The 25605-nt window shown below is 70.4% G+C and carries 23 protein-coding genes and 2 pseudogenes; 14 read left to right on the top strand and 11 right to left on the bottom strand.

The window, feature by feature from the left end; all coding sequences use genetic code 11:
- The first annotated feature begins 45 nt into the window (after positions 1-45).
- From ACFVT1_RS34560 to ACFVT1_RS34550, 3 genes are read left to right on the top strand one after another with little or no spacing between them, the layout of a single operon-like run.
- On the top strand, positions 46-729 hold the full coding sequence (locus ACFVT1_RS34560; RefSeq protein WP_389802928.1) for a response regulator: 684 nt from the start codon (positions 46-48) through the stop codon (positions 727-729).
- A complete protein-coding gene (locus ACFVT1_RS34555) occupies positions 726-2162 on the top strand; it encodes an ATP-binding protein (RefSeq protein ID WP_389802925.1) in 1437 nt (478 codons plus the stop codon). Before ACFVT1_RS34560 ends, ACFVT1_RS34555 begins: the two co-directional genes overlap by 4 nt.
- On the top strand, positions 2159-2692 hold the full coding sequence (locus tag ACFVT1_RS34550; protein WP_389802923.1) for a hypothetical protein: 534 nt from the start codon (positions 2159-2161) through the stop codon (positions 2690-2692). Before ACFVT1_RS34555 ends, ACFVT1_RS34550 begins: the two co-directional genes overlap by 4 nt.
- Positions 2693-2727: 35 nt before the next feature.
- On the opposite strand, the gene ACFVT1_RS34545 is transcribed toward ACFVT1_RS34550, so the two are convergent.
- The 4 genes from ACFVT1_RS34545 to ACFVT1_RS34530 form a co-directional block, all read right to left on the bottom strand.
- A complete protein-coding gene (locus tag ACFVT1_RS34545; RefSeq protein ID WP_389802920.1) occupies positions 2728-2871 on the bottom strand; it encodes a hypothetical protein in 144 nt (47 codons plus the stop codon).
- 4 nt (positions 2872-2875) lie between these two features.
- A complete protein-coding gene (locus ACFVT1_RS34540; protein ID WP_389802918.1) occupies positions 2876-4741 on the bottom strand; it encodes a PQQ-binding-like beta-propeller repeat protein in 1866 nt (621 codons plus the stop codon).
- Between the two features lie 363 nt (positions 4742-5104).
- Positions 5105-5989 (bottom strand): aldo/keto reductase, encoded by an 885-nt coding sequence (locus tag ACFVT1_RS34535; RefSeq protein ID WP_389802915.1) that lies wholly within the window; start codon positions 5987-5989, stop codon positions 5105-5107.
- Positions 5990-6036: 47 nt separating this feature from the next.
- Positions 6037-6357, bottom strand: a complete 321-nt coding sequence (locus tag ACFVT1_RS34530) for a hypothetical protein (protein WP_389802912.1) — start codon at positions 6355-6357, stop codon at positions 6037-6039.
- On the opposite strand from ACFVT1_RS34530, the gene ACFVT1_RS34525 reads away from it, so the two are divergent.
- The 4 genes from ACFVT1_RS34525 (at position 6350) to ACFVT1_RS34510 (ending at position 10774) form a co-directional block, all read left to right on the top strand.
- A complete protein-coding gene (locus tag ACFVT1_RS34525; RefSeq protein WP_389802910.1) occupies positions 6350-6652 on the top strand; it encodes a hypothetical protein in 303 nt (100 codons plus the stop codon). The two genes, ACFVT1_RS34530 and ACFVT1_RS34525, sit on opposite strands and share 8 nt — an antisense overlap.
- Before the next feature lie 63 nt (positions 6653-6715).
- Entirely contained in the window at positions 6716-7627 is a 912-nt protein-coding gene (locus ACFVT1_RS34520) for a LysR family transcriptional regulator (protein ID WP_389802907.1), read from the top strand.
- 433 nt (positions 7628-8060) lie between these two features.
- The gene (ggt, locus tag ACFVT1_RS34515; protein ID WP_389802904.1) at positions 8061-9869 is read left to right on the top strand and encodes a gamma-glutamyltransferase; all 1809 of its coding nucleotides are present in this window, start codon (positions 8061-8063) and stop codon (positions 9867-9869) included.
- Between the two features lie 146 nt (positions 9870-10015).
- Positions 10016-10774: a glycoside hydrolase family 75 protein gene (locus ACFVT1_RS34510; protein WP_389802901.1), complete on the top strand. Its 759-nt coding sequence runs from the start codon at positions 10016-10018 to the stop codon at positions 10772-10774.
- Positions 10775-10795: 21 nt separating this feature from the next.
- Here the strand turns inward: ACFVT1_RS34510 and map are convergent, their stop codons facing one another.
- Positions 10796-11563 (bottom strand): type I methionyl aminopeptidase, encoded by a 768-nt coding sequence (map, locus tag ACFVT1_RS34505; protein WP_389802898.1) that lies wholly within the window; start codon positions 11561-11563, stop codon positions 10796-10798.
- Positions 11564-11604: 41 nt separating this feature from the next.
- Between map and ACFVT1_RS34500 the strand changes: the two genes are divergently transcribed.
- The gene (locus tag ACFVT1_RS34500) at positions 11605-11874 is read left to right on the top strand and encodes a helix-turn-helix domain-containing protein (protein WP_389802896.1); all 270 of its coding nucleotides are present in this window, start codon (positions 11605-11607) and stop codon (positions 11872-11874) included.
- A 571-nt stretch (positions 11875-12445) separates the two neighbouring features.
- On the opposite strand, the gene ACFVT1_RS34495 is transcribed toward ACFVT1_RS34500, so the two are convergent.
- On the bottom strand, positions 12446-13537 hold the full coding sequence (locus ACFVT1_RS34495) for a Rieske 2Fe-2S domain-containing protein (protein WP_389802893.1): 1092 nt from the start codon (positions 13535-13537) through the stop codon (positions 12446-12448).
- A 317-nt stretch (positions 13538-13854) separates the two neighbouring features.
- Here ACFVT1_RS34495 and ACFVT1_RS34490 point away from each other — a divergent pair, with 317 nt between their 5' ends.
- Complete coding sequence (locus ACFVT1_RS34490; protein WP_389802890.1) at positions 13855-13986, top strand: hypothetical protein; 132 nt, start codon at positions 13855-13857, stop codon at positions 13984-13986.
- A gap of 11 nt (positions 13987-13997) precedes the next feature.
- Here the strand turns inward: ACFVT1_RS34490 and ACFVT1_RS34485 are convergent, their stop codons facing one another.
- On the bottom strand, positions 13998-15266 hold the full coding sequence (locus ACFVT1_RS34485) for an aminotransferase class I/II-fold pyridoxal phosphate-dependent enzyme (RefSeq protein WP_389802888.1): 1269 nt from the start codon (positions 15264-15266) through the stop codon (positions 13998-14000).
- A gap of 178 nt (positions 15267-15444) precedes the next feature.
- The gene (locus ACFVT1_RS34480; protein ID WP_389802885.1) at positions 15445-16206 is read right to left on the bottom strand and encodes an SMI1/KNR4 family protein; all 762 of its coding nucleotides are present in this window, start codon (positions 16204-16206) and stop codon (positions 15445-15447) included.
- 293 nt (positions 16207-16499) lie between these two features.
- Between ACFVT1_RS34480 and ACFVT1_RS34475 the strand changes: the two genes are divergently transcribed.
- A complete protein-coding gene (locus ACFVT1_RS34475) occupies positions 16500-17342 on the top strand; it encodes a nitrilase-related carbon-nitrogen hydrolase (protein WP_362197193.1) in 843 nt (280 codons plus the stop codon).
- Positions 17339-18622, top strand: a complete 1284-nt coding sequence (locus tag ACFVT1_RS34470; protein WP_389802882.1) for an aspartate aminotransferase family protein — start codon at positions 17339-17341, stop codon at positions 18620-18622. Before ACFVT1_RS34475 ends, ACFVT1_RS34470 begins: the two co-directional genes overlap by 4 nt.
- 59 nt (positions 18623-18681) lie before the next feature.
- Here the strand turns inward: ACFVT1_RS34470 and ACFVT1_RS34465 are convergent, their stop codons facing one another.
- A complete protein-coding gene (locus ACFVT1_RS34465; protein ID WP_389802880.1) occupies positions 18682-20568 on the bottom strand; it encodes an alkaline phosphatase family protein in 1887 nt (628 codons plus the stop codon).
- Between the two features lie 338 nt (positions 20569-20906).
- Between ACFVT1_RS34465 and ACFVT1_RS34460 the strand changes: the two are divergent.
- The 3 genes and pseudogenes from ACFVT1_RS34460 to ACFVT1_RS34450 all read left to right on the top strand — a co-directional run.
- A pseudogene (locus ACFVT1_RS34460) lies at positions 20907-21380 on the top strand (amidohydrolase family protein); the annotation flags it as partial.
- A 186-nt stretch (positions 21381-21566) separates the two neighbouring features.
- Entirely contained in the window at positions 21567-22958 is a 1392-nt protein-coding gene (gene hydA, locus ACFVT1_RS34455; protein WP_389802877.1) for a dihydropyrimidinase, read from the top strand.
- Between the two features lie 161 nt (positions 22959-23119).
- A pseudogene (locus tag ACFVT1_RS34450) lies at positions 23120-23667 on the top strand (transposase family protein); the annotation flags it as partial.
- A gap of 40 nt (positions 23668-23707) precedes the next feature.
- Here ACFVT1_RS34450 and ACFVT1_RS34445 read toward each other — a convergent pair.
- Positions 23708-24958, bottom strand: a complete 1251-nt coding sequence (locus tag ACFVT1_RS34445; RefSeq protein ID WP_389802875.1) for an MFS transporter — start codon at positions 24956-24958, stop codon at positions 23708-23710.
- Positions 24955-25593, bottom strand: coding sequence for a GrpB family protein (locus ACFVT1_RS34440; protein WP_389802872.1), 639 nt, complete (start codon positions 25591-25593; stop codon positions 24955-24957). The genes ACFVT1_RS34445 and ACFVT1_RS34440 overlap by 4 nt, the downstream gene beginning before the upstream one ends.
- Between the last annotated feature and the right edge of the window lie 12 nt (positions 25594-25605).

Raw genomic sequence — 25605 nt, 5'->3', positions numbered from 1 at the left:
GTCACCGGTTCGAATCCACTCCTTGATCGCTGGGATACTGCTGCCATGCCTCGCGTTTTGCTGATCGAAGACGACCCCTCCGTGCGGGAAGGGGTCGAGCTGGGGCTGCGACGGCGCGGCCACGAGCTGCGGGCCGTCGGGACCGGCGAGGACGGGCTGGCGGCGCTGGGAGAGTTCCGGCCCGATCTGGTGCTCCTCGATCTGATGCTCCCCGGAGTGAACGGGGTCCAGGTCTGCCGCCGGATACGGGAGACCAGCCAGCTGCCGATCATCATGCTCACCGCGCGCGGCGACGACTTCGACGTGGTCGTCGGACTGGAGGCCGGTGCCGACGACTACATCGTCAAGCCCGCCCGTACCGAAGTGATCGAGGCCAGGATCCGTGCCGTCCTGCGCAGGCTCGCCGCGCCCGCGGGGCGCGGCGGCACCGAGGTCCACGGCGAACTGGCCGTCGACCGCGCCGGGCTCTGCGTCGCCAAGGCGGGGCAGCGCGTCCTGCTCGCGCCCTCCGAACTGAAGCTGCTGCTCCATCTCTCGGCCTCGCCCGAGCAGGTCTTCAGCAGGCAGCAGCTCCTCGAATACGTCTGGGAGCACAGCTACCACGGAGACGCGCGCCTGGTCGACGCCTGTGTGCGGAGGCTGCGGCAGAAGATCGAGGACGTGGCGGGCCGCCCGCGCTACATCCAGACCGTCCGCGGCTTCGGCTACCGCTTCGGACCGCTTGCATGAAGCTGTTCGCCGCCCGGTTCGGACTGCGGACCCGTCTCATAGGAGCCTTCCTGCTGGTCGCGGCGATCAGCGCCGTCACCACCGCGACCCTGACCTACCGCGAGGCCCGCTCGGCCATCCTCCAGCAGGCCCAGGACACGGCCGTCGACCAGTTCCGCGACCGGATCGCCGCGCAGGCCGTGACCCTGCCCGTCCATCCGGGCCAGCTTGAGCGGGCCTGCCAGATCCTTGCCCGGGAGGGCAAGCCGCACCCCTGGATCATCTTCGCCGAATACGGGAAGATCCGGGTCTCGTCCTCGAACCGGCCCACGTCCGAGGTGATCACGCCCGAGCTGCGCAAGGCCGCCCGCAGCAATGCGCACGGCTCGTTCCAACGGGTGGTCAGGGACGGCCATCCCTGGCTGACCGTCGGTATGCCGGCAGTCTTCGACCGGGGCGACGGACGCCAGCCCACCGGGCTCGTCCTCTACGCCGTGATGCCGCTCACCACCGAGGAGGCCAATGTCGACGCCATGGTCACGGCGGCCCGCGACGGCGCCCTCCCCGCCCTCCTGATCGCGGTGGTGCCCGCGCTGCTCGCCGCCCGCAGTGTGCTGCGTCCGGTGCGCGATCTGCGACGGGCCGCCGCGGGCATCGGCCGCGGCGAGCTCGACACCCGTATCGAAGTCAGGGGATCCGACGAACTCGCCGAACTGGCCCGGACGTTCAACGAGTCGTCGACAAAGCTCCAGGAATCCGTTGAGGAGCTCCGGCGCGCGGAGGTACGGGCCAGGAGGTTCGCCTCGGACGTCTCGCACGAACTGCGTACCCCGCTTGCCGGAATGCTCGCCGTCACCGAGGTGCTCGACGAGGACGCCGCCCAGCTGAACCCCGATACCGCGGCGGCCGTCCGGCTGATCAGCGCCGAGACCGGGAAGCTCGCCACCCTCGTGGAGGATCTGATGGAGATCTCCCGCTTCGACGCGAAGGCCGCGGACCTCCACCTCGACGAGGTCGATGTCGCCGAGACGATCCGCAAGACCCTGCAGAGCCGGCACTGGGAGGACCAGGTGCACGCCGAACTCCCGGACGGCGTACGGGCGATGCTCGACCCGCGCCGCTTCGACGTCGTCGTCGCCAACCTCGTCGGCAATGCCCTGCGCCACGGTGAGCGGCCCGTCACCGTACGGCTGCGGGCCGAGCGGCAGGGTGCGGGCCGCCGGCTGGTGGTCGAGGTCGCGGACAGCGGGCCCGGCATCGACCCCGTCGTACTGCCGCACATCTTCGACCGGTTCTACAAGGCCGACGCGGCCCGGACCCGGTCGGCGGGCAGCGGCCTCGGGCTGGCGATCACCCTGGAGAACGTACGGCTGCACGGCGGCACCGTGCACGCCGCCGACGGGCGGCAGGGCGGCGCGGTCCTGACGGTGGAACTACCGATGGAGGAGCAGTGAGAAGGGTGCGGGTCCTCGGTGCTCTGCTGTGCCTCGGGCTGCCGGCGACCGGCTGCGGGATACGGGCGACGGATGTCGTCGAGGTCGGCGCCCCGGCGACCGTGGACGTGGCCCCGGGCGGCCAGCAGGGCACACTGCTCTACTTCGTGTCCTCGTCGTCCCCGGGCCGGCTGATGCCCGTCGTACGGGACATCGACCTGACGACGCAGGGCGGTGTCGGCACCGGGGGAGCAGTGCCTGTCTGGCGCAGTTCCGACAAGGCCGTCGCCATGCTCTTCGCCGGGCCCACCGAGGCCGAGGCCGAGGCCGGCCTGCGTACCGAACTGCCGGACATCCGGGCGGTATCGAGTCTCTCCCTGGGGCCGGACAGGGTGACGGTCCGGCTGAGCACCCCCATCGCGGAACTCTCCGAGACCGCCCGGCAGCAGTTGATCTGCACGATCGCCCAGGCGCGCACCGCGGAGCGGAGCGCCACGGTGACGGTGACCGGCACCGACGGGGTCATCGGGCCCGCCCGCTGCTCCGTCTGACCGCTGCCCGGCGGGACGCCTCCCGGCGGCGGGACTCAACCCGCCGCGCAGCGCGAGGTGCACGGCGCCGTGCGCTGCTCGTCCTCGCCGGCCGGCGGAGGTGCCGTACGCCGTACCTCGTCCGGATCGGCGCCGACCTGGAGGACCGTGCCGGTCCGCACCACCCGCCGCTCCGCCATCCGCTCAGACCCGCATCTTGCGCCGCGCCCGGGGAGGCCTGCGACCGGTCTCGGCGTCCAATGCGAGCACGGTACCGGCGTGCGTGCCGACGTAGACGACCCCGTCGGCGTAGACGGGGCCGGTGCCGCGGCCGTCGAGTGCGTGCCGCCACAGGACCGCGCCGGCACTCAGGCCGATCTTGAACAGACCACGCCCGTACTTGGTGCCGACGATCCAGCCGGACGAGCCGCAGATCGCCGGGGAGGAGGCGCCGTAACGGTTCGGCAGGTGCCAGAGGAGCCCGCCGTCATTGCCGTCCACCGCGTACACACCACCGTGGCTGTCGCCCACGAAGACCAGGCCCTCGGCCAGCGCCGGGGTGTTGTCGACCACGCCGGCCGCCTGTACTCCCCACCGCTGCTCACCGGTGACGGCGTCGTACGCGTAGAGCCGGCCGGCGCCGGTGCCCGCGCAGACCATGCCTTCCGCGACGCTCGGTGTGCAGCAGCTCAACTGGCTGTCGGTGGACCCCTGGTGCCACAGCTCCTCGCCGCTCACCGCGTCGAAGGCGGTCAACTGGGCTCGCGCGCCCTGCACATAGACCCGGCCGTCGGAGACCGCCGCTGCGGCGGCCGACCCGTCGGGCAGCCGTCGCTCCCAGCGTTCCTCGCCGGTCGCCGCGTCCAGCGCGCGGATCCGGGAGGCATCGTGCAGCAGGTTGGCCGGGTGGTGGACGACGTAGAGCAGGCCGCCGGCGACCACCGGCGCACCCGAGTGGCCCACCCGCTGCCGCCAGTGCTCCTGCCCGTCCACGGCGTCGACCGCGTGCAGCACACCGGACTCGCCGACGACATACACCCTCCCGTCGGCGACCGCCGGCGTCTCCTTCAGGGCACCGCTCGCGTCGAAGGACCAACGCGCCGAGCCCGTCACCGCATCCAGCGCGTAGCAGCGGCCGTCGGAGCAGTTGACATACACAGCGCCCGCGCAGACGACCGGTGCGGCGACGACCGCGTCCGGCAGCCGCACGCTCCACGCCTCGAAACCGGACGGCAGCGTGCCCTTCGGGTAGACGCCGGTGTGGGCCGGGCCACCGCGGGCCATGGCGGACGGTCCGCTGCCGGGACCGGGCGCCGGCTGTGCTCCGGCGGAGGGAACGGCGTCCGGCACGGCCCTGCGCACCGCGTTCGCCATCCCGTGCTCGGCATCGCCCGGGTTCTTCCCCGCCTCCGCACGGCCGTCGCCGACGCCAGGGACCGCGTCCGCCACCCCGCCCCACAACCCCGGGTCCATGACCTCCACCAGGTCGACCAGTGAACGCAGTTCGGTCAGGATCGCGTGGGCGTCTTCCCTCTCCCCGCGCGGCCCCGGAGGCTCCGCGTAGAAGAGGTAGCCGCCCTCCACCTGCCACTGCAACCAGCGGCGGTCGTCGGCGAACTCGCGCACGGCCGGGGTGAGCAGCCGCGCCGCCGTCTCCGGGTCCACGCTCTCCACCACATGGTTGGCGTCGTAGGCCGGGTCGCCGATCTCGTGCAGATGGCGGTCCGGGCGCTCGGTGACGAGCCGCTTCAGCAGCGGAACCATCGTGTCCACGCCCAGCGAGTGCCGGCTCACCGCGACCAGCGGCAGCACGGCCGGAAGTTGGACGAGGTACACGGTGCGGACGGCCGAGGAGTCGCCGTCGGTGACACAGTCGAAGACGCTGAACCAATGGCCGTCCAGGGTGCCGCTCACGGCGTCCAGGGCCATCGCCTTCTCGGCATCGACGCCGAGCGGCCCCGCGCACAACTGCATGCGGTCGGGATGCCAGTCCGTGTACGTCCACCGGCGTTCCTTCGCCAGACGACGCCGTGCCGCGCTGCGGTCCCGCTGACCCTTTTTCCTCGACATGCCTGCCCCCTCCGTTCGCCCCGGGAGCCTACCGGCCCCAACTCCCCGTCGCAGCAGGGACGTCGGGCCCCGCCCTGCCCGGGGACGGCGTGGTCGAGTCCGCCGACCGGCGGCGCGCCGATCCGATCGGAGGGGCTGTCCGCTGGGTTCGAGGGGGAGCCGGGCGCGGTTCGGCGTCGTCCGGAGAGTGCGGCCCGGCTGCCAGGAGCGGATCGGCCGCAGTGGCGCAGCCCGGGAGACGGCGCATGCGCCTGGGGCCCGGTCGTCCTCGGGCATGGCCGGGATCGTGGTGATCAAGACGAGCAGCGGCCCGTGACCGGTCTCAGCACGGCGCAGCGTCCTCACACTGTGCCAGCTCTGCTCTCAGCACGGCGCAGCGTCCTCAAGCTGTGTCAGCTCCGCCGTGCTCAGCTTGAGCTCCGCGGCCTGGGCCGAGTCGGCGATGGAGGCCGGGCGGCTGGATCCCGGAACCGGGATCACTTCCGGGGAACGGGCCAACAGCCAGGCCAGGGCGATCTGTTGCGGGCTGACGCCGCGGTCTGCCGCGATGCGGTGGAAGGCAGTGCCGGCGGATGTGGGGCCGGAGGGGCCATCGAGGGAGCTGCGTGTGATGCCGCCCAGCGGGCTCCAGGGCAGGAAGGCCAGACCCAGCCGGGTGCTCAGCCGCAGCTCGGGCTCGCTGTCGCGCATGGCGGGCGAGTACTGGTTCTGCACGGAGACGAGTCCGTCGCCGAGGATCTGATGCGCCTGACGGATCTGTGCGGTGGTGACGTTGGAGATTCCGGCGGCGCGGATCGTGCCGGCGTCGAGCAGCTCGCGCAGTGCGCCGACGGACTCCGCCCAGGGCACGGCCGGGTCCGGCTTGTGCAGCTGGTACAGGCCGATCGCGTCGACGCCCAGACGCTTGGCGGAGGCCTCGGCGGCTCGCTTGAGGTGGGCGGGGGTGGCGGTGACGGTCCAACTGCCGTCTCCCGGGCGGCCGCGGCCGCCCTTGGTGGCCACCAGGACGCCGGAGGTGTCGCCGCCGTAGCGGGACAGGGCGCGGGCGATCAGCAGTTCGTTGTGGCCGACTTCGCCGGCGTGCCAGTGGTAGCTGTCTGCGGTGTCGATGAACGTGACACCGGCGTCGAGGGCGGCGTGGACGGTAGCGATGGCCCGCGCCTCATCCGGGCGGTTCTCGATGGACAGCGGCATGGCGCCCAGGCCGATGGCGCTGACGGCGGTGTCTGCGATGGTGCGGTACTGCATGGCAGGTCGGTTCCTCAGTCAGTGGGTGACGGTCCTGGGGCGGTGCGTCACGGCTCGGTGGTGAGGGCTTCGGCGACAACGCCGGGCAGCCAGTCGGTGGTACGGGAGAAGGGGAAGCCCGGCTTCTTCGCGTGGGCACGGCTCATGGCGTCGTGGCGGTCGAAGGGGAACGGTGAAGTCTCCCCGCCCGACGGAATGGTCCGGCGAACGGGCTGCCGGCCGGTCTGCGCGGCGAAGTAGCGTACGTCGAGCGGCCCGTCGGAGCAGGCATCGACCGGACCGGTGAAGTCTGCGGTGGCTGCCCGCAGCAGCAGGTCCGCCGGCTCCTCGTAGTGGATGAACACCGCCGACAGCGCCTTCGTGCGCACAACGATCTCCCTCGTCCCGGGCGATGGGCTCGACGGCATGCGCAAGTCGACCGGTGAACACCTGCGCGCCGCCGCCCAACAGGTGCGCGCTGTGCACGGAGGCGAACGCGAAGGGGCCGTCGCGGGCGAGGCCGTGCCTTCGCGGCCGACGGCGAGGTGCTCGGCACCGGCGGGCGGCCCGGTCGAGCCGCAGTTGATCACAGCGACCTGGTCGCCCGCCGCCTGCGGGTACTTCACCAAGAGCTTTCCGAGGTGCCGGCTTCCGCCGATGACGCAGATCCTTTGCATGCCCTGATCCTGGACTTCTACTGTCATCAGCAGAAGTGCCGACTTGCTGGAAGCGTATTAAGGAAAACTGTTGATCGATGTGCAGCGGCTCCGTGTCCTGCGGGCAGTGGCGAAACACGGCAGCTTCAACCAGGCGGCGACCGCGCTGCACCTCACCCCCTCGGCCGTCTCCCAGCACGTAGCCGCCCTGGAGCGCAGCCTCGGCGCCCAAGTCGTCGCCCGCAGCACGCGCGGCGTCACCCTCACCCGGGCCGGCCGGATCATGGTCGGCGCCGCCGAATCCGTCGCCGCCGAGCTCGAACACGCAAGACAGCAGGTCGACCAGCTCAGTACCGGATGGACCCAGCTCACCGTCGCCACGTTCACCAGCGGCGGCAGGCTCCTGCTGCCCGGCGCCCTGCCCAGGCTCATGGCAGCCCATCCCCGCACCGTGCTCCACCTCAGGGAGGGCGAACCCCAGGACACCCTGCCGCTCGTCCGCCAGGGCGCCGTGGACCTCGCACTCGCCTACCACTTCGACGGCCCGCTACCCGCCGGGCCGGGCCCCGGCTCCGGCCTGGAGTGGATCCCACTCCTGGAAGACCCCCTGCACGTCGTCCTGCCGAAAGTACATCGGCTCGCCGACCGGGACTCGCTCGACCTCACCGAGCTGGCAGCCGAGCCCTGGGTGCTCGGCTGCCTGAAGACCGAGGCGTATCTGCGCCGTTACGCCGAGCGTGCCGGCTTCGACCCGGAAGTGCGCGGCACCACCACGGACTACTTCTTCGCCCGCTCCCTTGTCGCCGCCGGCATGGGAATCTCCCTGATCCCCTCCATCGCACTCGCTCCGGAGATCCCTGACTTGTGCACCGTCCCGATCAGGCCACCGGGTCCGATCCGGCACATAGGTGTCGCCGTGATCAGCCGGAAGAACCGGCCCCACGCCACGACGCTCATCCAGGCCCTTCGCGAGCAGGCGGAGCAGCAGCACGAGGGGTGTTGATCCCGACCCGGGTGTCCCCCGACCTCTGCTCCGCCACCCGCACCTACCCCGGTTCCGGCCCGGTGTCCTCGTCCGGGCCCTGAACGCCCCGCCTCCGGCGGAACGAGGTCCCTCTCCCCGGCGGAGAGTACGGGCTCGTCGACCCGCCACCTGGCCGGGCGGCGGCCGAGTACGTACGGGACACGCGGCATGGCCAGGAAGTGATCGACCCGGAACACCGCCTGCCGGACGTGGAGTCGACGGCGTCAGAGAAAGGCGCGGGCGATCCGCCCGGCGCTGATTGCGGCGGCTGTGACGCCCAGCAGATGCTGCGTGCGTCGTCGGTCATGGGGGGACATGTCGGCGGGCGACGGGGCCGGGTCCACGGGTGGTCATGACGAGGCGGGCGGCGCGGCGTTACCCTGCGGCGGACAATCCTTCACTGGAGGTGCGCATGCGACGTCCCGTCGCGCGGAACGTGTCCTTGTCGGTTGTTGTCGCCGCTGTCGTCACGATGGGCGCGGCGGCCCCGTCCTCGTCCGCACCACCGTCCGAGCCACCCCCCAAGTCGCCTGTGGCAGTGGGTTACGGAGGGGCGGTGGCCAGCGTCGACGCGGACGCGTCGGCCGCCGGCATCGAGGTGCTCCGCAAGGGCGGCAACGCGGTGGACGCCGCGGTGGCGACCGCCGCGGCGCTCGGCGTGACCGAGCCCTACTCGTCAGGTCTCGGCGGCGGTGGCTACTTCGTCCACTACGACGCCAGGACGCACACCGTGGAGACCATCGACGGCCGCGAGACCGCACCACGCAGCGCGGACTCCTCGCTGTTCCTGGAGAACGGCAAGCCGCTCGCCTTCGACGACGCCGTCACCAGCGGACTGAGCGTGGGCACCCCCGGCACCCCGGCCACCTGGGCCACCGCGCTCGACACCTGGGGCAGCAAGTCGCTGCGGCAGGTGCTGAAGCCGGCCGAGCGGCTCGCCCGGGACGGTTTCGTCGTCGACAGCACGTTCCGCTCGCAGACCGAGGACAACCGGGCCAGGTTCGCCGACTTCCCGGCGTCCAGGAAGCTCTTCCTGCCGGGCGGCCAACTGCCGGTGGTCGGCTCGGTCTTCAAGAATCCCGACCTGGCGCGTACGTACGAACAGGTGGGCCGCAAGGGCGTCGACGCGCTGTACCGGGGTGAGCTGGCCGACGATGTCGTACGGACCGTGCGCAACCCGCCCGTGGATCCGAAGGCCGACCGGGTCGTACGCCCCGGCGACCTCACGGCCAAGGACCTGCGGTCCTACCGGGTGCTGCGGCAGGCACCGACGAAGGTCGGCTACCGCGGTCTCGACGTGTACGGCATGGCACCCTCCTCGTCCGGCGGCACGAGCGTCGGCGAGGCGCTCAACATCCTTGAGTCCACGGACCTTTCGAAGGCGAACGAAGCGCAGTATCTGCACCGCTACATCGAGGCGAGCCGGATCGCGTTCGCGGACCGCGGACGGTGGGTCGGCGACCCGGCGTTCGAGGACGTACCGACGCGCGGGCTGCTCAGCCGGCGGTTCGCCGACTCGCGGGAGTGCCTGATCAAGGACGACGCGGTGCTGACCAGCCCGCTGGCGCCGGGGGACCCCGGCCACCCGGCCGACTGCCGGGCAGGCGGTACGGCCGCCCCGACGACGTACGAGGGGGAGAACACCACGCATCTGACGACGGCCGACAAGTGGGGCAACGTCGTCGCCTACACGCTCACGATCGAGCAGACGGGCGGCAGCGGCATCACCGTGCCGGGGCGCGGCTATCTGCTCAACAACGAGCTGACGGACTTCTCGTTCGCGCCGGCCAACCCGGCGGTCCACGACCCGAATCTGCCGGGTCCGGGCAAGCGCCCGCGTTCGTCCATCTCGCCGACGATCGTGCTCAGGCACGGTGAGCCCGTGCTGGCCCTCGGATCGCCGGGCGGTGCCACGATCATCACGACCGTGCTCCAGTCGCTCATCGGGACGGTCGACCGCGGGCTGCCGTTGGTCGACGCCATCGCGGCGCCGCGTGCCAGTCAGCGCAACGCGGCGACGACGGAGCTCGAACCGGGGCTGTGGAACAGCCCGGTGCGGGCGCAACTGGAGTCGCTGGGGCATGTCTTCAAGCTGAACCCGGAGATCGGAGCGGCGACGGGCGTGCAGCGGCTGCCGGACGGGCGGTGGCTGGCGGCCGCCGAGAAGGTGCGCAGGGGCGGGGGCTCGGCCATGGTGGTGAAGCCGGTCGGCCGCCCGTGACGGTCCATCAATAATCCTCTGTACGAGGCTGGTTCTTCGCTCGGGTGCGGCGAGGAACCAGCCCCGTGGTCTTGACGGGGACATGACTTAGGGGCCATCTTGGCCGCGTCGATAAGGAAGGTTTCCTAATAGAAGGGCACCCCACTGTGCGTACTCGAACGCTCGCCCTCGCCGCCGCGTCCGGCGCCGCCCTGCTCGCCACCGCCATGCTGACGCCCGCAGCCGAGGCCGAGACCCGTCCCGCCTCGGACGCCGGATCCGCCGCCGCGCCCGGGGCGGGGTCCGGCACCGCCGAACGTGTTGCGGCGGGTATCCGGGAGGGCTCCGTCAGCGCGGCCGACCTGTTGGCCAAGGTCACCTCGTGTTCGCAGATATCCAACGGCAAGTACCGTACGGACGAGGAGACTTCGGCGACCGTTCCGGTCTGTGGCAAGAACGGTGCCGTGTTCTGGAAGGCCGACATGGACGTCGACTGCGACGGCCAGGTCACCACCGCCTGCAACGAGGACACCGACCCGTGGTTCCAGGACGACACGGCGTTCCACACCTCCGGCGACCAGCCGCTGAACGCGGAGAAGCTGCCGTACGTCGTCGTGCCGAGCATCAGCAGCATCTGGAACTACAGCAGCGCGGGGATCAAGGGCGGTGGCGTCGTCGCCGTCATCTACGACAACAAGGTCGAGTATGCCGTCGTCGGCGACACCGGCCCCAACAAGATCATCGGTGAGGCGTCGTACGCCACCGCCAAAGCGCTCGGCATCGACCCCGACCCGGAGACGGGCGGCGCCGAATCCGGCGTCACCTACATCCTGTTCAAGAACTCCAAGGCGTCGCCGATCGAGAGCCACAGCGCCGCCGTCACCGCCGGAGAAGCGCTTGCCAAGCAGTTCATACAGGACAACTGAGCGCGCGTGAACAGGGGCTGATCACAACGCGGTCAGGATGCGCGGCCCGTCGTCGGTGATCGCCACCGTGTGCTCCGCGTGTGCCGCCCGGCTGCCGTCGGTCGTGCGCAACGTCCAGCCGTCCCGGTCCGGACGGAATGCGTCCGAGCCGCTGCCGATCAGCATCGGTTCGATCGCCAGCACCATCCCGTGCCGCAACGGCATGCCGCGGCCCGGCCGTCCCTCGTTGGGGACGGCCGGGTCCTCGTGCATCGACCGGCCCACCCCGTGGCCGCCGAACCCCTCCGGAATGCCGTAACCGGCCCGGCGGCACACCGTGCCGATCGCATGCGCGATGTCACCGATCCGATTCCCGACGACCGCCGCCGCGATCCCCGCCTCCAGCGCCGCGAACGCCGTGTCGACCAGCCGGGTGTCCGCCGGCCGTGCGCGCCCGACGGTGAAGCTGATCGCCGAATCGCCCGCCCAGCCGCCGAGCGTCGCGCCCGCGTCGATGCTCACCAGATCGCCGTCGCGCAGTCGCTGATCGGTCGGGATGCCGTGCACGATCGCGTCGTTGACCGACGCGCAGATCACGGCGGGGAACGGGGTGGGGGCGAAATGCGGCCGGTAGTTCAGGAACGGCGACCCGGCGCCCGCCTCGCGCAGGACGCCGCGGGCCACCTCGTCGAGTTCGCGCAACGAGACGCCGACCGCGGCCGCTTCCCGTACGGACGTCAGGAGCTGCGCCACGACCCGGCCGGTCTCGCGCATCGCTTCGATGGATGTGTCTGTCTTGAGCTGCACCATGCCAATTACTATACCGGTCGGAGCGGTATTAGAATGACGGCATGGTACGAACGCCCCTGACCCCGGAAGAACGCCGCCGCGGCGAACGCCTCGGAGCACTGCTCCGCGAGGCGCGCGGCGGGCGCAGCATGGTCGACATCGCGGCGCGCGCCGGAATCTCCGCCGAGACGCTGCGCAAGATCGAGACGGGCCGCGCCCCGACCCCCGCCTTCTTCACCGTGGCGGCGCTGGCCGGAGCGCTCGGACTCTCGATGGATGAACTACTCACCCGCTGCGCCCCGGAGCCGGACGCGGTGCCGCTGGCCGGGTAGGGGCGTGGGGTTCCGCGGGGCCGGCCTGTCCGGCCCCGCGCTCGGGCGGCGGCCGCCAACTGGATCCGCCGGTGGCGCGGCTCGTCGATGTCGTCCGGCAGCGCGATCGCCGGCTCGGAGTGCGAGATGTGACCGGTGCCGTCGAGTACGGCGCCCCGCGCGGTCCGGTAGATGCCGGTGCGCGGCCCCGCCGCGTCCAGCTCCATTGGCGGGACCGCCATCGGCCGGTCGGGCCCGTCGCCCGCCGTCGCGAGTGTGTCGAACTCGGCGCATGGCCCTGTGAGAAGGCCCGGTGCGGCTCCGGGGAGTCCGGTGCGTCCATCACCCGTACACCCGGTGCGGTCTCCGGTGTCGCGGCGACCCCGAGGGCCACCGGGCGGCGCACTCCGGCCGCTCCGCGCGAGTCACTGACCGGATCCGACCCCGCGGACGGGGCAGCCATCCGCGGGGAGATGCGCATCAGACACGCACAATGAACCAACCCAAACCCGCGACTCGCACATCGAGGTCGCGGTGCTGACGCTTGGGCAGGCCCGGTTCGGGCCGGTGGTCCGAAGGCGGCCCGCAACGCTCACGGCACTTCGACACCGTCGCTTCGCCCGATCCGGTCGAACCGCGCGTCGTCCCCGTGCCGGGGCGGCGGGTAGAACCGCCGGGCCCAGTGCCGGAACGGGCCGATCGGACCGTCGCCGGGCGCGAGTCGGGGCGGCTGCTGGTACTGCTTGTGATTCCAGATCGGAAAATCAGCGGCGGTGAATTCACAACTCGACCGGAAGATGGCGCGGTCCAGCACCCGGGCCGCGGTCCGGCTCACCATCCGCGCGAGCGGCGCCGGCAGCCGGGCCGGTTCCGTGAACGCGACGCGGTTCCGCTGCCGGAACTGCATCCGGTTGGGGGCGATCGCCGTCGGCAGCACCATCGTGCACATCCGCAGGCCGAGCCGGGGCGTGTGCACGTCGGCGTGCAGGCAGCCCAGACCGTAGCCGTCCACCTCCACCTCGACGACGAAGTTCCCCAGGAGCGGTGCCGACTCATGGGCCCGCATGGACACGTGGAAGGCGGCGTCGTCGTAGACGACGGGCCCGCCGATCTCGGCCCTGGCCCAGCCGTGCAGGGTCGCGAAGTGCCCGAGGTCCACCGAGTTCTCGATGACCTCCTGGACATTGCCGGCCAGCTCCCAGGCGGCGTGACGGGCGGGCCGGTGACCGATCTCGTGCCAGTCGGGAATGAACCAGTCCGGCGCCCGGCCGTCGTGGTGCCGCCAGACGAAGACGGCACCGTTGACCTCGTGCACCGGCAGCTGCGTCAGCGGCGACCTCGGCGGCTTGGTGTCGTATCCCGTCCGCACGCACGTGCCGTCGGGACCGAACGCGAAGAAGTGGAAGGGGCATACGAGATCGTCTCCGTCCACCTTGGCCAGGCCGAGATGGGCGCCGAGGTGCGGACAGTACGGACGGACGGCGCGGACCGCCCCCGTACCGAGCCGGTACAGCACCACGTCCTGGCCCGCGAGAGGCCGGGTGAGGACGGTCCCGGGCCGGAGCTCGTCGGAGAAGGCCAGCGCGGACCAGCCGCTCGGATAGGGCAGGGCCGGCGCCCCCGCGGCATCGGCAGGCGTCGGTCCCTCGCTGATGGCGCGTTCGTACTCGCGTGACAGCCCCACGGCATCCCCTCTCGGCATCGGTCGCCTGGAGACTGCCCAGACCGTTCCGAGATCCTCCCGGCACTCGGCACATCACTCGAACGGGAAGGAGCCAGACGGACCTTGACGGCGTGTGCGAAGACGGACGGTGCCGCGTTCGGAGGCCGCCGGTGCGCGGCCGTCGGCGGAGCGGAGCCGCCTGCCGGACAACGGCCGTGGTCCCGCTGCCCCTGCGGCCGACGGCGGCGTCGTCGGCCCGTCGGGGCCGTACGGTGGATGGCGCGACCGCGGAGATCGCCGAGTCCGCACCGAGCGCGCCGGCCGACCGAGGGGCCCGCATGACCTGGACCGAGCGCACCGTCGTGCGTGCCGGTGCCGGTGCCGGTGCCGGTGCCCGTGACCGCGGCACCGGCGGGCCCGCCGCCGGTGCCGCGGGGGCACGGGCGACCGGTCCGCCGGTTGCGATGTGAACGACTGCCGCCTACCGGGCCTGCTGCTCGTACCCCACGAGACGGACACAGACGGTGAGGCCCACGATCGCCTGCTCCAGCTCCGCGAGGGACGGGTAGCTGGGCGCGATCCGGATGACCGCGTCGCGCGGGTCGTCGCCGTACGGGTGGGTGGCACCGGCGGGGGTCAGTGCGATGCCCGCCCCGGCGGCACACCGTACGACCTCCTCGGCGCAGCCGTCCGGCACTTCGAGGGTCACGAAGTAGCCGCCCTCGGGGGAGGTCCAGGCCGCCAGCCCGGTCCCGCCGAGCTCGGCGTCCAGGATCCTCGCCACCGTGTCGAACTTGGGTCGCAGCAGGGCGCGTTGGCGCTCCATGTGGGCCCGCACCCCGTCGGCGTCCCGCAGGAACAGCGCGTGCCGCAGCTGGTTGACCTTGTCGGGGCCGATCGAGCGCTGGGCGTTGTTGCCGAGCAGCCACTGCACGTTCGCGGGCGACGAGCCGAAGAAGGCGACGCCCGCGCCCGCCGTGGTGATCTTCGAGGTGGAGCCGAACACGAAGACCCGGTCCGGGTTCCCCGCCTCGGCGCAGGCGGCGAGCAGATCGGCGATCTCGACGGGCTCGTCGGTGAGGTGGTGGGCGGCGTAGGCGTTGTCCCAGAAGATCCGGAAGTCGGGTGCGGCGGTGCTCATGGAGGCGAGCCGCGCCACGGTCGCGTCGCTGTAGCAGACGCCGTCCGGGTTGCTGTACTTCGGCACGCACCAGATGCCCTTGACCGCCGGGTCCTCGGCGACAAGCCGTTCCACGGTCTCCATGTCCGGGCCCTCGGCGGTCATCGGCACCGGGATCATGTCGATCCCGAACCGCTCGCAGAGCGCGAAGTGCCGGTCGTAGCCGGGTACCGGACACAGGAACGCGATCCGCTCCTGATCCACCCAGCGCGACGCGGCGCCCGGCACCACGCTCAGCAAGGCGTGCACCAGGCAGTCGTGCATCAGTTCAAGGCTGGAGTTCCCGCCCGCGAGCAGCTGCCCGACCGGCACCTGGAGCACCTCGGCGAAGATCTCCCGGAGCTCCGGCAGCCCCTGCAGCCCGCCGTAGTTGCGTATGTCCGTGCCGTCGGCAGAGGTGTGGCGCCCGGCGGGCAGGCTCAGCACTTCCTCGGAGAGGTCGAGCTGCTCCGGTGACGGCTTGCCCCGGGTGAGGTCGAGCGAGAGCCCGAGTCCCACGAGGTCCCGGTAGTCCTGACGGGCCCGCTCAAGGCGCCCGGCCAAGGTGTCGGGGCTCAGCTCGGTGGTCATGGTGGTTCCTCTCGCAGGTGCCGCGTGAATGGGGTGGCACCAGCCGAGGATACAAACCGCCGCGGCGGGCCACCGGCCCGGGAGCCGACGGCACGCGACCGCGAGCAGAGCGGATCGGCCCACTGCCGGAGCGGTGCGCCCGGATCCGGGGGCGGACGGCGGCGGCCCGGCGGGCCGGTCAGGCCGCGCCCGCGCGCAGCCAGCCGAGCAGGTCGTCCGTCACCGGCTCGCCCTCCCCCTCGATGTCCGCGTCGATCGCGCCCAGATCGAGACGGAACACACGGGTGCGGTCGCGGCCGTGGCGGCGCATGAACAGTCCGCTGCCACCGCTGTCGTCCCCGACCAGCACCCACTCGGGGGCGTACCGGGGCACCTCGAAGGTCTCGTTGCGTTCCGCGATGCAGTGCGGGCCGTACACCAGGATGCCGTTGTCGAGCAGCACGCCCGGCGTCGACCGCCACAGACGGGCGACCGTGGGATTGGGGCCGTCCCCGAGCCCGTTCTCCCGCGCGGCACGAACGGCCAGGAACCCGGCGAAGGACTCCGCCACCGGGTACTCGCGGCCGTCCAGGCCGTCCCGGCACACCACCGGATACTCCCCGTCCCCGGCCTCTCCGCGCAGATCGAGGGCGAAGCAGTAGCTGTCACCGCAGTCGGGCGCGGCGCAGAAGCACAGCCTGTCACCGCTCAGCCGCCAGCGGGCGGTGACGGCGTCGTCCGCGTCGTCGGCGAACCCGGCGGGCGCGACCGTCGCGATGTCCGCGCCCCCTGCCCGGCCGCGGCCGAACTCGGTCAGCCACCACCGGTACGAGACCGGCAACGGGCCCACGCGCGCTTCGGCCTCACGGATCATCGCCTCCGACACGGCCGCGGCCGGCCTGCGGCCCAACTCCGGTGATTCCGCCACCAGGTCTCGCAGTTGTGTCATGTCAGGTTTCACGGCGCACAGTGTGCCAGGGCGGCCACGGGGCGCTGCCGGCCGGGGCGCGGTCCCCACCGGTCGTCCGCACCGCGGCCGACGACCGGGCGGCGCCGCCGGCCACGGGAGGGGCCCCGCCCCGGGGTGCGGCGCGAGCGTGTGGACCGCACGGGTGTGAAACGTGATCGACTCCGCCGGTTCACGGCGATGGTCTTGCCCCGCTGTGTGACGGGGCTTACGTTCTCCTCTACGCACGTGTCTACGGGCGTAGAAACGCGTAGAGGCTCTCTGACGCCGCGTCGAAGGAGCAGCTCATGTCCCAAGTCGTACGCGCCGCACTCGTCCAGGCGACCTGGACCGGCGACACCGAATCCATGATCGCCAAGCACGAGGAGCACGCGCGCGAGGCCGCCCGCCGGGGCGCGAAGATCATCGGCTTCCAGGAGGTGTTCAACGCCCCGTACTTCTGCCAGGTGCAGGAACCCGAGCACTACCGCTGGGCCGAGGCCGTCCCGGACGGGCCGACCGTCCGGCGGATGCAGGAACTCGCCCGCGAGACCGGCATGGTGATCGTCGTGCCGGTCTTCGAGATCGAGCAGTCCGGCTTCTACTACAACACCGCCGCTGTCATCGACGCCGACGGCTCCTACCTCGGCAAGTACCGCAAGCACCACATCCCCCAGGTCAAGGGATTCTGGGAGAAGTACTACTTCAAGCCCGGAAACGTCGGCTGGCCGGTCTTCGACACCGCCGTCGGCAAGGTCGGCGTCTATATCTGCTACGACCGGCACTTCCCCGAGGGATGGCGCCAACTCGGTCTCAACGGAGCCCAGTTGGTGTACAACCCGTCGGCGACCTCGCGCGGCCTGTCCAGTTATCTCTGGCAGCTGGAACAGCCCGCGTCCGCCGTCGCCAACGAGTACTTCGTCGCCGCGATCAACCGCGTCGGCCAGGAGGAGTACGGCGACAACGACTTCTACGGAACCAGCTACTTCGTCGACCCGCGCGGCCAGTTCGTCGGCGAGGTGGCCAGTGACAAGGAAGAGGAACTCGTCGTCCGCGACCTCGACTTCGGCCTCATCGAAGAGGTCCGTCAGCAGTGGGCGTTCTACCGGGACCGCCGCCCCGACGCATACGAAGGACTGGTGGAGCCGTGAGCAGCCTGCACCGACGCCATCTCGCCGTCAGCCCCGACTGGCTGGCGCTCTACTACAAGGACCCGCTGGAGATCACCCACGGCGAGGGCCGCCACGTCTGGGACTCCGACGGCAGGCGCTACCTCGACTTCTTCGGCGGCATCCTGACCACCATGACCGCCCACGCCCTGTCCGAGGTGACCAAGGCGGTCAGCGAGCAGGCGGGGCGGATCATCCACTCCTCCACGCTCTACCTCAACCGGCCGATGGTCGAGCTGGCCGAACGCATCGCCACGCTCTCCGGCATTCCGGACGCCCGGGTCTTCTTCACCACCTCCGGTACCGAGGCCAATGACACGGCGCTGCTGCTCGCCACCGCGTACCGCAGGTCGAACCAGATCCTCGCGATGCGCAACAGCTACCACGGCAGGTCCTTCTCCGCGGTCGCCATCACCGGCAACAGCGCCTGGTCGCCCACGAGCCTGTCGCCCCTGCAGACGCTGTACGTGCACGGCGGCGTCCGTACCCGGGGGCCGTACGCACACCTCGGCGACGCCGACTTCATCGCGGCCTGCGTCGCCGACCTGGAGGACCTGCTCGGCCACACCCGCGAACCCGCCGCCCTGATCGCCGAACCCATCCAGGGCGTCGGCGGGTTCACCTCGCCGCCCGACGGTCTGTACGCGGCCTTCCGCCGGGTCCTCGACCGTCACGGCGTCCTGTGGATCTCCGACGAGGTGCAGACCGGCTGGGGCCGCTCGGGCGAACACTTCTGGGGCTGGCAGGCACACGGCGAGAACGGGCCGCCGGACATCCTCACCTTCGCCAAGGGCATCGGCAACGGCATGTCGATCGGCGGCGTCGTGGCCCGCGCCGACGTCATGAACTGCCTGGACGCCAACTCCATTTCGACCTTTGGCGGCTCCCCGGTCACCATGGCGGCCGGCCTCGCCAACCTTTCGTACCTCCTCGAACACGATCTGCAGGGCAACGCCCGGCGCGTCGGCGGACTGCTGATCGAGCGGCTGCGTGCGGTCGGCGCGGCTGCGGAGTGCGTACGGGAGGTGCGCGGGCGGGGTCTGATGATCGGCATCGAGCTGGTGAAGCCCGGCACCGACGAGGCGGACCCGCAAGCGGCGGCGGCCGTACTCGAAGCGGCCCGGGAGGGCGGCCTGCTCATCGGAAAGGGCGGCGGCCACCACACCAGCGTGCTGCGGATCGCGCCGCCGCTCTCGCTGACCATCCCGGAGGCGGAGGAGGGCGCGGAGATCATGGCCGAGGCCCTGCGGTCGGTGGGCTGAGCCCGCCGGGCGGTGGACGGGCCCCGGCCGCGAGGCGGCTGCGGGGCCCGTCCGGTCGGTCAGCCCCGGTGGCCGGTGGGGCGGGTGAGGTCCAGCGAGTGGACCGGGTCGAGCTCGCCGTAGTACGCGAGGTGCTTGTAGCGCACATCAGTAACGGTCAGCGTGGCCCCGGCGACGCCCCGGCCCACCGTTGCCCTGAAGCGGACCGAGCCGTCCTTCTTCGTGGTGCCGGTCAGCCTGTGCACCGTGCCGCCGGCCGTCAGCTCGGCCGTGACCTCGGCGCCCTTCACCGGCTTGCCCTGCGCGGTCCTCACCGCACCGGTCGCGGTGACCTTCCAGGCCGACTCGGAGCCGGGCCTGCCGAGGAGCGCGGTGTCGGCCTTCAGTGAGGCGACCGCGAGCTCCGACGGCGGGTTGGGCCGGCCGAAGGCGACCTGGTCGACGGTCCAGAAGGCGCTGTTGGTGCCGGTGTAGCGGAAGCTCAGCCGGGCCGTCCGCGCACCCTGCGGAACGGACAGCTCAAGACGCTCGACGGTGTTGCTGTCGGCCCGGTAGGACTTGACGAGCTGCGGGGTGCCGCCGTCGTACGCGACGTAGACATCGCCGGTCTGCGGACCGTCGACCCGGTAGTTCGTCGCGTACGACACGGTCGCCTTCGCCGCACCGTTCAGCTTGTACGCGGGGCTGACCAGGGTGGAGTCGAACGGTCCGGCGTCGTGCGCCTTGTCGTCCCACTCGTCGGAGTCGGCGACCGCGAACACATTGCGGGCGCGGACGTTCGTCTCGCGGCCCTGGCCGCGCTCGGCGTTGGTCCAGAACTCGTCGGTGGCGAAGGACCAGCCGCGCCACTCGGTGACCCCGCCTGCGGGCATCTTCGAGTTGTCGATGGACCAGCCGTCGGGTGCGGTGTTCGTCCACCCCTTGGCGTCGGCCGGGAGCTCGGTCTCGTCGACCGGAGTGCGCAGCGAGGGGCGCAGCGCGTCGAAGGCGTCCGGCTTCAGCTCGGCGAGCGAGGTGCCGTCGAGGTTCCAGGCGGGGTCGGTGGCGACGCCCTCGTGGCGCAGGACGGTGGGCGCGATGTCGGTGATCTTGACGTCGTGGCGTACCGAACCGGGCTTGATGCCCTTGCCCTGGGCGATCACGAACGTGCCGCGCTCCAGCGGGGTGTTGCCGCCGTGGCCGCCGGTGGGGGTGTGGCCGTGGTCGGCGGTGACGACGACGAGCCAGTCCTCCGTCGCGTACGCCGGCCGTGAGGTCACCGCGTCGAGCAGGCGGCCGACCTGGCCGTCGGCGGTGTTGAGGGCCTTGAGGTAGGCGTCGCTCGCGGAGCCGCTGCTGTGGCCGGCGCCGTCGACCTCGTCGAGGTGGACGAAGGTGGAGTCGGGGTTGCCGTGCGCGAGGTAGTCGGCGGCCTTGGCCGTGGTGCCCTCGTCGTTGCCGCCCGCGATCCGCAGATCGGTCTTCGCGCCGAAGACGATCTGGGGGATCGGGCTCCAGGTGCCGACGACCAGGGTGGATGTGGCCGGGTCGGCGGTCTCCAGCCGGGTCGCGTAGTCCGGGTACTGGCCGTAGTTCGGGGCCGTGAAGTTGTTGTCCTTCACCTGGTGCTTGTCGGGCCAGACGCCGGTGGCGATGGACGACCATCCGGCGCCGGAGACGGTCGGGGCCATCGGGTCGGCGTACAGGTTGCTCCGGGCGGTCAGGCCCTTGGCCATCAGCTGCTTGAGGTTCGGTACGTCGGCGCGCGAGAAGGCGTCGAAGGTGGCGCCGTCCACGCCGATGACCAGGGTCTTCGCCTGCTTGGTGCCGGACGGCAGACCGGCGTACGGGGTGGCGGCCGGCGCCTTGGACCCCTGGGCGTGGGCGGCCGTGGTGGCGAGCGGCAGGGCGACGGCGGCGACGGTGGCGGCGGCCAGCACCGTACGCGCGGAGCGCGACAGGGACACGTGATCCTCCGGGATCGGTCGGTGGGCACCGGACATCGGGGGCGTCCGGTGATGTGTCCGAGGCTCGCCGTCGGTGGTGATCGGATCACGCCACGTACGGGACGGGCGCATGAACCGTACTCAACATTTGGACCAGACCCGTCATCATTCCGTTATCCAGTGGTGGTCACGGTCATCGCCGCGACTGTGGGCCGGTGGAGTGCCGGGCAGGGGAAACGGAAACGTCTTCAGCGGTTGGCCGCAGCGGTATTGCCACAGTGGGTAACCCACTTCTACGTTCTTCACCACGCACCTTGTCTACGTGCGTAGACCCATTCCGCCACAGTGAGGAGGGGTACATGAACCGCACTGTCATCCACGGTGGCCTCGTCATCACCGCGTCCGACGAAATCCATGCCGACGTACTCATCGAGGGCGGCCGCATCGCCGCCCTCGCAGCACCTGACAGCGACACGGCCGGGGGCTGGAGCGCCGACCGGAGGATCGACGCCACCGGCGAATACGTCATCCCGGGCGGTGTCGACGCGCACACGCACAGGGAGATGCCGTTGGGCGGCACCTACGCCGCCGACACCGTCGAGACCGGCACCCGGGCGGCCGCCCGGGGCGGCACCACCACGATCGTCGACTTCGCCATCCCGTCCGTGGGCCACGCGGTCCGCGAAGGGCTGGATGCCTGGTAAGCCAAGGCCGACGGCAACCGCGCCATCGACTACGCCTTCCACATGGTCCTCTCCGACGCGAACGAGTCCTCGCTCAAGGAGATGGATCTGCTGGTGGCGGAGGGAGTCACCTCCGTCAAAGGCTTCCTTGGCCGGCGTGACCAGGGATGTTCGGCCCGAGTAGGCGCCTGACCTGTAGGAACACGCCTATCTCGGCCGGTCGGTAGGGCGGAATTTCCTCGTCGGTCCCGCCGACGGCACCCCATCGGGCGCATCGGGCATACAGAACGGCTCACGAGTGAGTACCCCGTATCCGACATAAATGGAGCAGAAGCTATGGCACGCACTCTGATCACCGGCGGCCTGGTCATCACGGCCTCCGACGAGTTGCACGTCGACGTGCTCGTCGACGGTGGCCGCGTCGTGGCCCTGGCCACCCATGACAGCCATGAGTGGACGGCCGATCACGTCATCGATGCTGCGGGGAAGTACGTGATTCCAGGCGGTGTCGACGCCCATACGCATATGGAGATGCCCTTCGGTGGCACGTTCGCTTCCGACACCTTCGAGACCGGAACTCGGGCCGCGGCCTGGGGTGGCACGACGACCATCATCGATTTCGCCATCCAGTCCAAGGGCGGATCGCTTGGTGAAGGGCTCGATGCATGGCATGAGAAAGCGGATGGAAAGTGTGCGATCGACTACGCGTTCCACATGATCATGTCCGACGTGAACGAGTCCTCGCTCAAGGAAATGGACAGGCTCGTCTCGGCCGGCGTCACTTCGTTCAAACTCTTCACTGCGTATCCGGGGGTCTTTCTCTCCGACGACGGTCAGATTCTCCGGGCCATGCAGCGCGCCGGCTCGAATGGAGGGCTGGTGATGACGCACGCGGAGAATGGTCTCGCCATCGACGTGTTGGTGGAGCAGGCGCTGGCACGTGGTGAGAGGGACCCGCGCTATCACGGGGAAGTCCGGAAGGCACTCCTTGAGGCGGAGGCGACGCATCGAGTGATCAAGCTGAGCCAGGTGGCGGGGTCTCCTCTCTACGTGGTGCACGTGTCGGCGCAAGAGGCCGTAGCCGAGTTGGCACGGGCCAGGGATGAGGGCCTTCCGGTCTTCGGCGAGACCTGCCCGCAGTACCTCTTCCTGTCAACCGACAACCTTGCAGAGCCTGAATTCGAAGGCGCGAAGTATGTCTGTTCCACCCCGCTGCGCCCGAAGGAGCATCAGGCGGCGCTGTGGCGTGGGCTGCGGACGAATGACCTGCAGGTGGTTTCCACGGACCATTGCCCGTTCTGCTTCAAAGGACAGAAGGAGATGGGCCGTGGGGACTTCTCGAAGATTCCGAATGGCATGCCGGGTGTAGAGAATCGTATGGAACTGCTGCATCAGGCCGTGGTGGACGGGCATATCAGCCGCCGTCGTTGGATTGAGATCGCCTGCGCGGCGCCGGCCCGGATGTTCGGCTTGTATCCGAAGAAGGGCACGATCGCTCCGGGGGCCGATGCCGATATCGTCATCTACGACCCGCATGCTGAGCAGATCATGTCCGCCGAGACGCATCACATGAACGTCGACTACTCGGCCTACGAAGGCAAACAGGTGACGGGGCGGGTGGAGACGGTGCTGTCACGCGGTGTTCCGGTGATCGACCGGCGCACCTATCTGGGCCACGCGGGGCACGGGGCATATCTGCCGCGAGGAATCTGTCAGTTCGCCAACTGAGATGGTTCGAGGCGAAATCCCTCGTTCTCCCGTCCGGGCGGCACCTCGGCAGGGAGTCATCCAGGGCTGATAGGCGTCCTCAGCCCTGGTCTGCGGAACGACGAAGCTCCTGGTAGACGGGTTACTCGACCAAGATTGCCCATAGCCACCAGGAGCTTCGCGTGCTGCTCCACTCGTCGTCGATCGACCTGCCCAGTCGGACCCTGCGGTGCCTGACCGGACGACTCGCTGTGCGGCGAGGGGAGATCGGGATCCGGTGGCGGCGTCCGACCGCTGGTCGCAGGCTCTCCTCGCCCTGGCCCATCTGCGATGCGGTGACACGTACGCCCAGCTCGCCGCGGGGTTCGGCATCGGCGTCGCGACCGTATTCCGCTGCATACGCGAGGCGGTCGAGGTGTTGGCCGGCCTCGCGCCCACCCCGGTCGAGGTGGTGCACATCGCGCGGACCAAGGCGTTCGTGATCCTGGACGGCACCCTGCTGCCGACCGACCGGATCGCCGCCGACACTCCGTACTGCTCGGGCAAACACAAACGTCGCGGCATGAACGTCCAGGTCCTCGCCGATCCCTTCGGTCGGCTGCTGTGGGCCTCGCCCGCGCTGCCCGGCTCCACCCACGACCTGACCGCCGCCCGCACCCACGGCATCGTCGACGCGCTCGCCGAGGCGGGCCTCCAGTGCTGGGCCGACAAGGCGTATCAGGGTGCCGGGGACAAATGACCAGGACGGCACATTGATCCTCTGCGAGCTCCTATCCGGGTACATGCTCCGGGACAGTGCAACGAGCCGGGAGGTTGCGGACGGCCGAGAAGAGGAGGGGGACGGTGCTGGCCAGGAAAACGAGTACACCGCTGAGCAGGAGTGCTTCGGCTATGCCGATGTGAGCGGCCACCGGGCCTGCCACGGCGAGGCCCAGGGGCGTGCAGACAAAGGAAACCAGCGAGTCATATGAGCTGATCCGGGACATGGCCTGCTCGGGAACATGAGTGTGGACCGTGGTTCTCCACAGGACCTCGAACACATCGATGCAGATGCCGGCCACCAGCATGCTGGTGGCGATGAGCCAGGTTGGGGAGCCCGCGGCGAGGAACAGGTAGGCCGGGAAGAAGCCGAAGGTGACGAAAACGCCCGTACGCAGGGGGTAGCGGGGACGGATGCGGATCGCGATCAGACTGCCGAGGACGAAACCGGCCGAGTGGGCGCCGAGAACGACCGACCAGGCGACCGCACCGCCCAGCTCCTGCTCGGCCACCGCCGGGCCCAACACCATGATGGCTCCTCCGAAGGCGGCGTTGACGATGGCGAACTGGCTTACGACCGGCCACATCCAGCGCAGGGAGGTGAACTCCGTCCAGCCGCTGCGCAGTTCCCTGAGGAGACTGGTCGGCGCCTCTGTTGCGGTCGGTGCCCGCGATGCCGTACGAGGGCGGCTGAACATCAGCAGCACGGCGGACAGGAAGTAGGAGGCGGCGTCGGCCGCCAAGGCCCAGCCTGGCGCAACGGCCGCGACGAGTAGTCCGCCGGCGAACACGCCGCCGATACGTGAGAAGTTGGCCGCCAGGCGCAGCAACGCATTCGCAGGCTGGATGCGTTCGGCGTCGACGAGCTGGGGAACGAGCGCGGTGGCGGCTGGTTGGCTGACGGCGGAGGACGCGCCGTTGACGGCGGCGAGGACGAACAGAAGGTTCATCGGCACGCTGCCGTGCAGAAACAGCGTGGCGGTGAGGGCTTGGGAGCATCCGGCGGCGGTCTCCCCCGCGATGATCAGACGGTGGCGGGGGAACCGGTCCGCGAGGACTCCGCCCAGCAGAATCAGACCGAGCTGAGCGACTGTGCGGGTCCCCAGCAGTAGCCCGAGTTGGGACGGGGAGCCGTCGGGCAAGGCCAGCACGGCGAAGGCGAGGCCCAGCGGTGCGATGACGTTGCCCGTCAGGGACGATGTGCGGGCGAGGAAGAACAGGAGGAAATTCCGCTCCCGCAGCAGGCTGACATCACCTTTCACGAGCTGCCATGGGCGCTGGAAGGTTCAGCTCTCATGGCACGTTCGAGGATGTCCGCGATGACTTCACTCTTCGCGTCGGCGTAATGCTGCATGTACGTCCATGTCCGCTGTGCGAGGTCCCTTTTGGTTCGGGCGTAGAGGTCGCGATCGTTCGTGTGGGCGCGCAGCCAGTCGCGGAAAAGGATCATGCGCCGAATCTCGGGGCAGCCGGTGGAGAGCACGTGCAGATTGACTGATTCGGCACTGGGCGCGAGGTCGGGCTTGCGCAGGACGCGGTGCTCATACCAATCGGGCTCCCGGACCGCGAGCGCGTAGCCGAGGGGAGCCAGGCGGGGCACGTAGGCGGATTCGTCGGCGGAGTCGGGAACGATCAGCAGGATGTCGATGACCGGTTTGGCGGGCAACCCGGGCACCGAGGTGGATCCGGTGTGTTCGATCCGGTGTGGCAGCGCGCCCAGCTCGTCGCTCATCCGGCGGGCTTCCTCCGCGAACGCGGCGGCCCATTCCGGCGTGTACTCCATCAGCTTGATGTCGCTGTTGAGCAGGGGAGGCGTCTTCAGGTTCGCCGCTTCGATCTCCTCGTCAGTCATCGAGACGCGGGGGATCTCCTGCTCTTGACGTTCCTGTGGCATCATGGTATCGCATCC

This window comes from Streptomyces sp. NPDC057963 (genome assembly GCF_042887155.1).
Lineage (GTDB): Bacteria > Actinomycetota > Actinomycetes > Streptomycetales > Streptomycetaceae > Streptomyces.
The sequence above is the reverse complement of the archived record's forward strand: the minus strand, read 5'-3'. Positions and strand labels throughout refer to the sequence as shown.

What these genes read in the sequence shown, in the direction of transcription:
- ACFVT1_RS34560 (WP_389802928.1), top strand. Translation starts at nt 46, where the DNA reads ATGCCTCGCGTTTTGCTGATCGAAGACGACCCCTCCGTGCGGGAAGGG.
- ACFVT1_RS34555 (WP_389802925.1), top strand. Translation starts at nt 726, where the DNA reads ATGAAGCTGTTCGCCGCCCGGTTCGGACTGCGGACCCGTCTCATAGGA.
- ACFVT1_RS34545 (WP_389802920.1), bottom strand. Translation starts at nt 2,871, where the DNA reads ATGGCGGAGCGGCGGGTGGTGCGGACCGGCACGGTCCTCCAGGTCGGC.
- ACFVT1_RS34540 (WP_389802918.1), bottom strand. Translation starts at nt 4,741, where the DNA reads ATGTCGAGGAAAAAGGGTCAGCGGGACCGCAGCGCGGCACGGCGTCGT.
- ACFVT1_RS34535 (WP_389802915.1), bottom strand. Translation starts at nt 5,989, where the DNA reads ATGCAGTACCGCACCATCGCAGACACCGCCGTCAGCGCCATCGGCCTG.
- ggt (WP_389802904.1), top strand. Translation starts at nt 8,061, where the DNA reads ATGCGACGTCCCGTCGCGCGGAACGTGTCCTTGTCGGTTGTTGTCGCC.
- map (WP_389802898.1), bottom strand. Translation starts at nt 11,563, where the DNA reads ATGGTGCAGCTCAAGACAGACACATCCATCGAAGCGATGCGCGAGACC.
- ACFVT1_RS34500 (WP_389802896.1), top strand. Translation starts at nt 11,605, where the DNA reads ATGGTACGAACGCCCCTGACCCCGGAAGAACGCCGCCGCGGCGAACGC.
- ACFVT1_RS34490 (WP_389802890.1), top strand. Translation starts at nt 13,855, where the DNA reads ATGACCTGGACCGAGCGCACCGTCGTGCGTGCCGGTGCCGGTGCCGGT.
- ACFVT1_RS34485 (WP_389802888.1), bottom strand. Translation starts at nt 15,266, where the DNA reads ATGACCACCGAGCTGAGCCCCGACACCTTGGCCGGGCGCCTTGAGCGG.
- ACFVT1_RS34475 (WP_362197193.1), top strand. Translation starts at nt 16,500, where the DNA reads ATGTCCCAAGTCGTACGCGCCGCACTCGTCCAGGCGACCTGGACCGGC.
- hydA (WP_389802877.1), top strand. Translation starts at nt 21,567, where the DNA reads ATGGCACGCACTCTGATCACCGGCGGCCTGGTCATCACGGCCTCCGAC.
- ACFVT1_RS34440 (WP_389802872.1), bottom strand. Translation starts at nt 25,593, where the DNA reads ATGATGCCACAGGAACGTCAAGAGCAGGAGATCCCCCGCGTCTCGATG.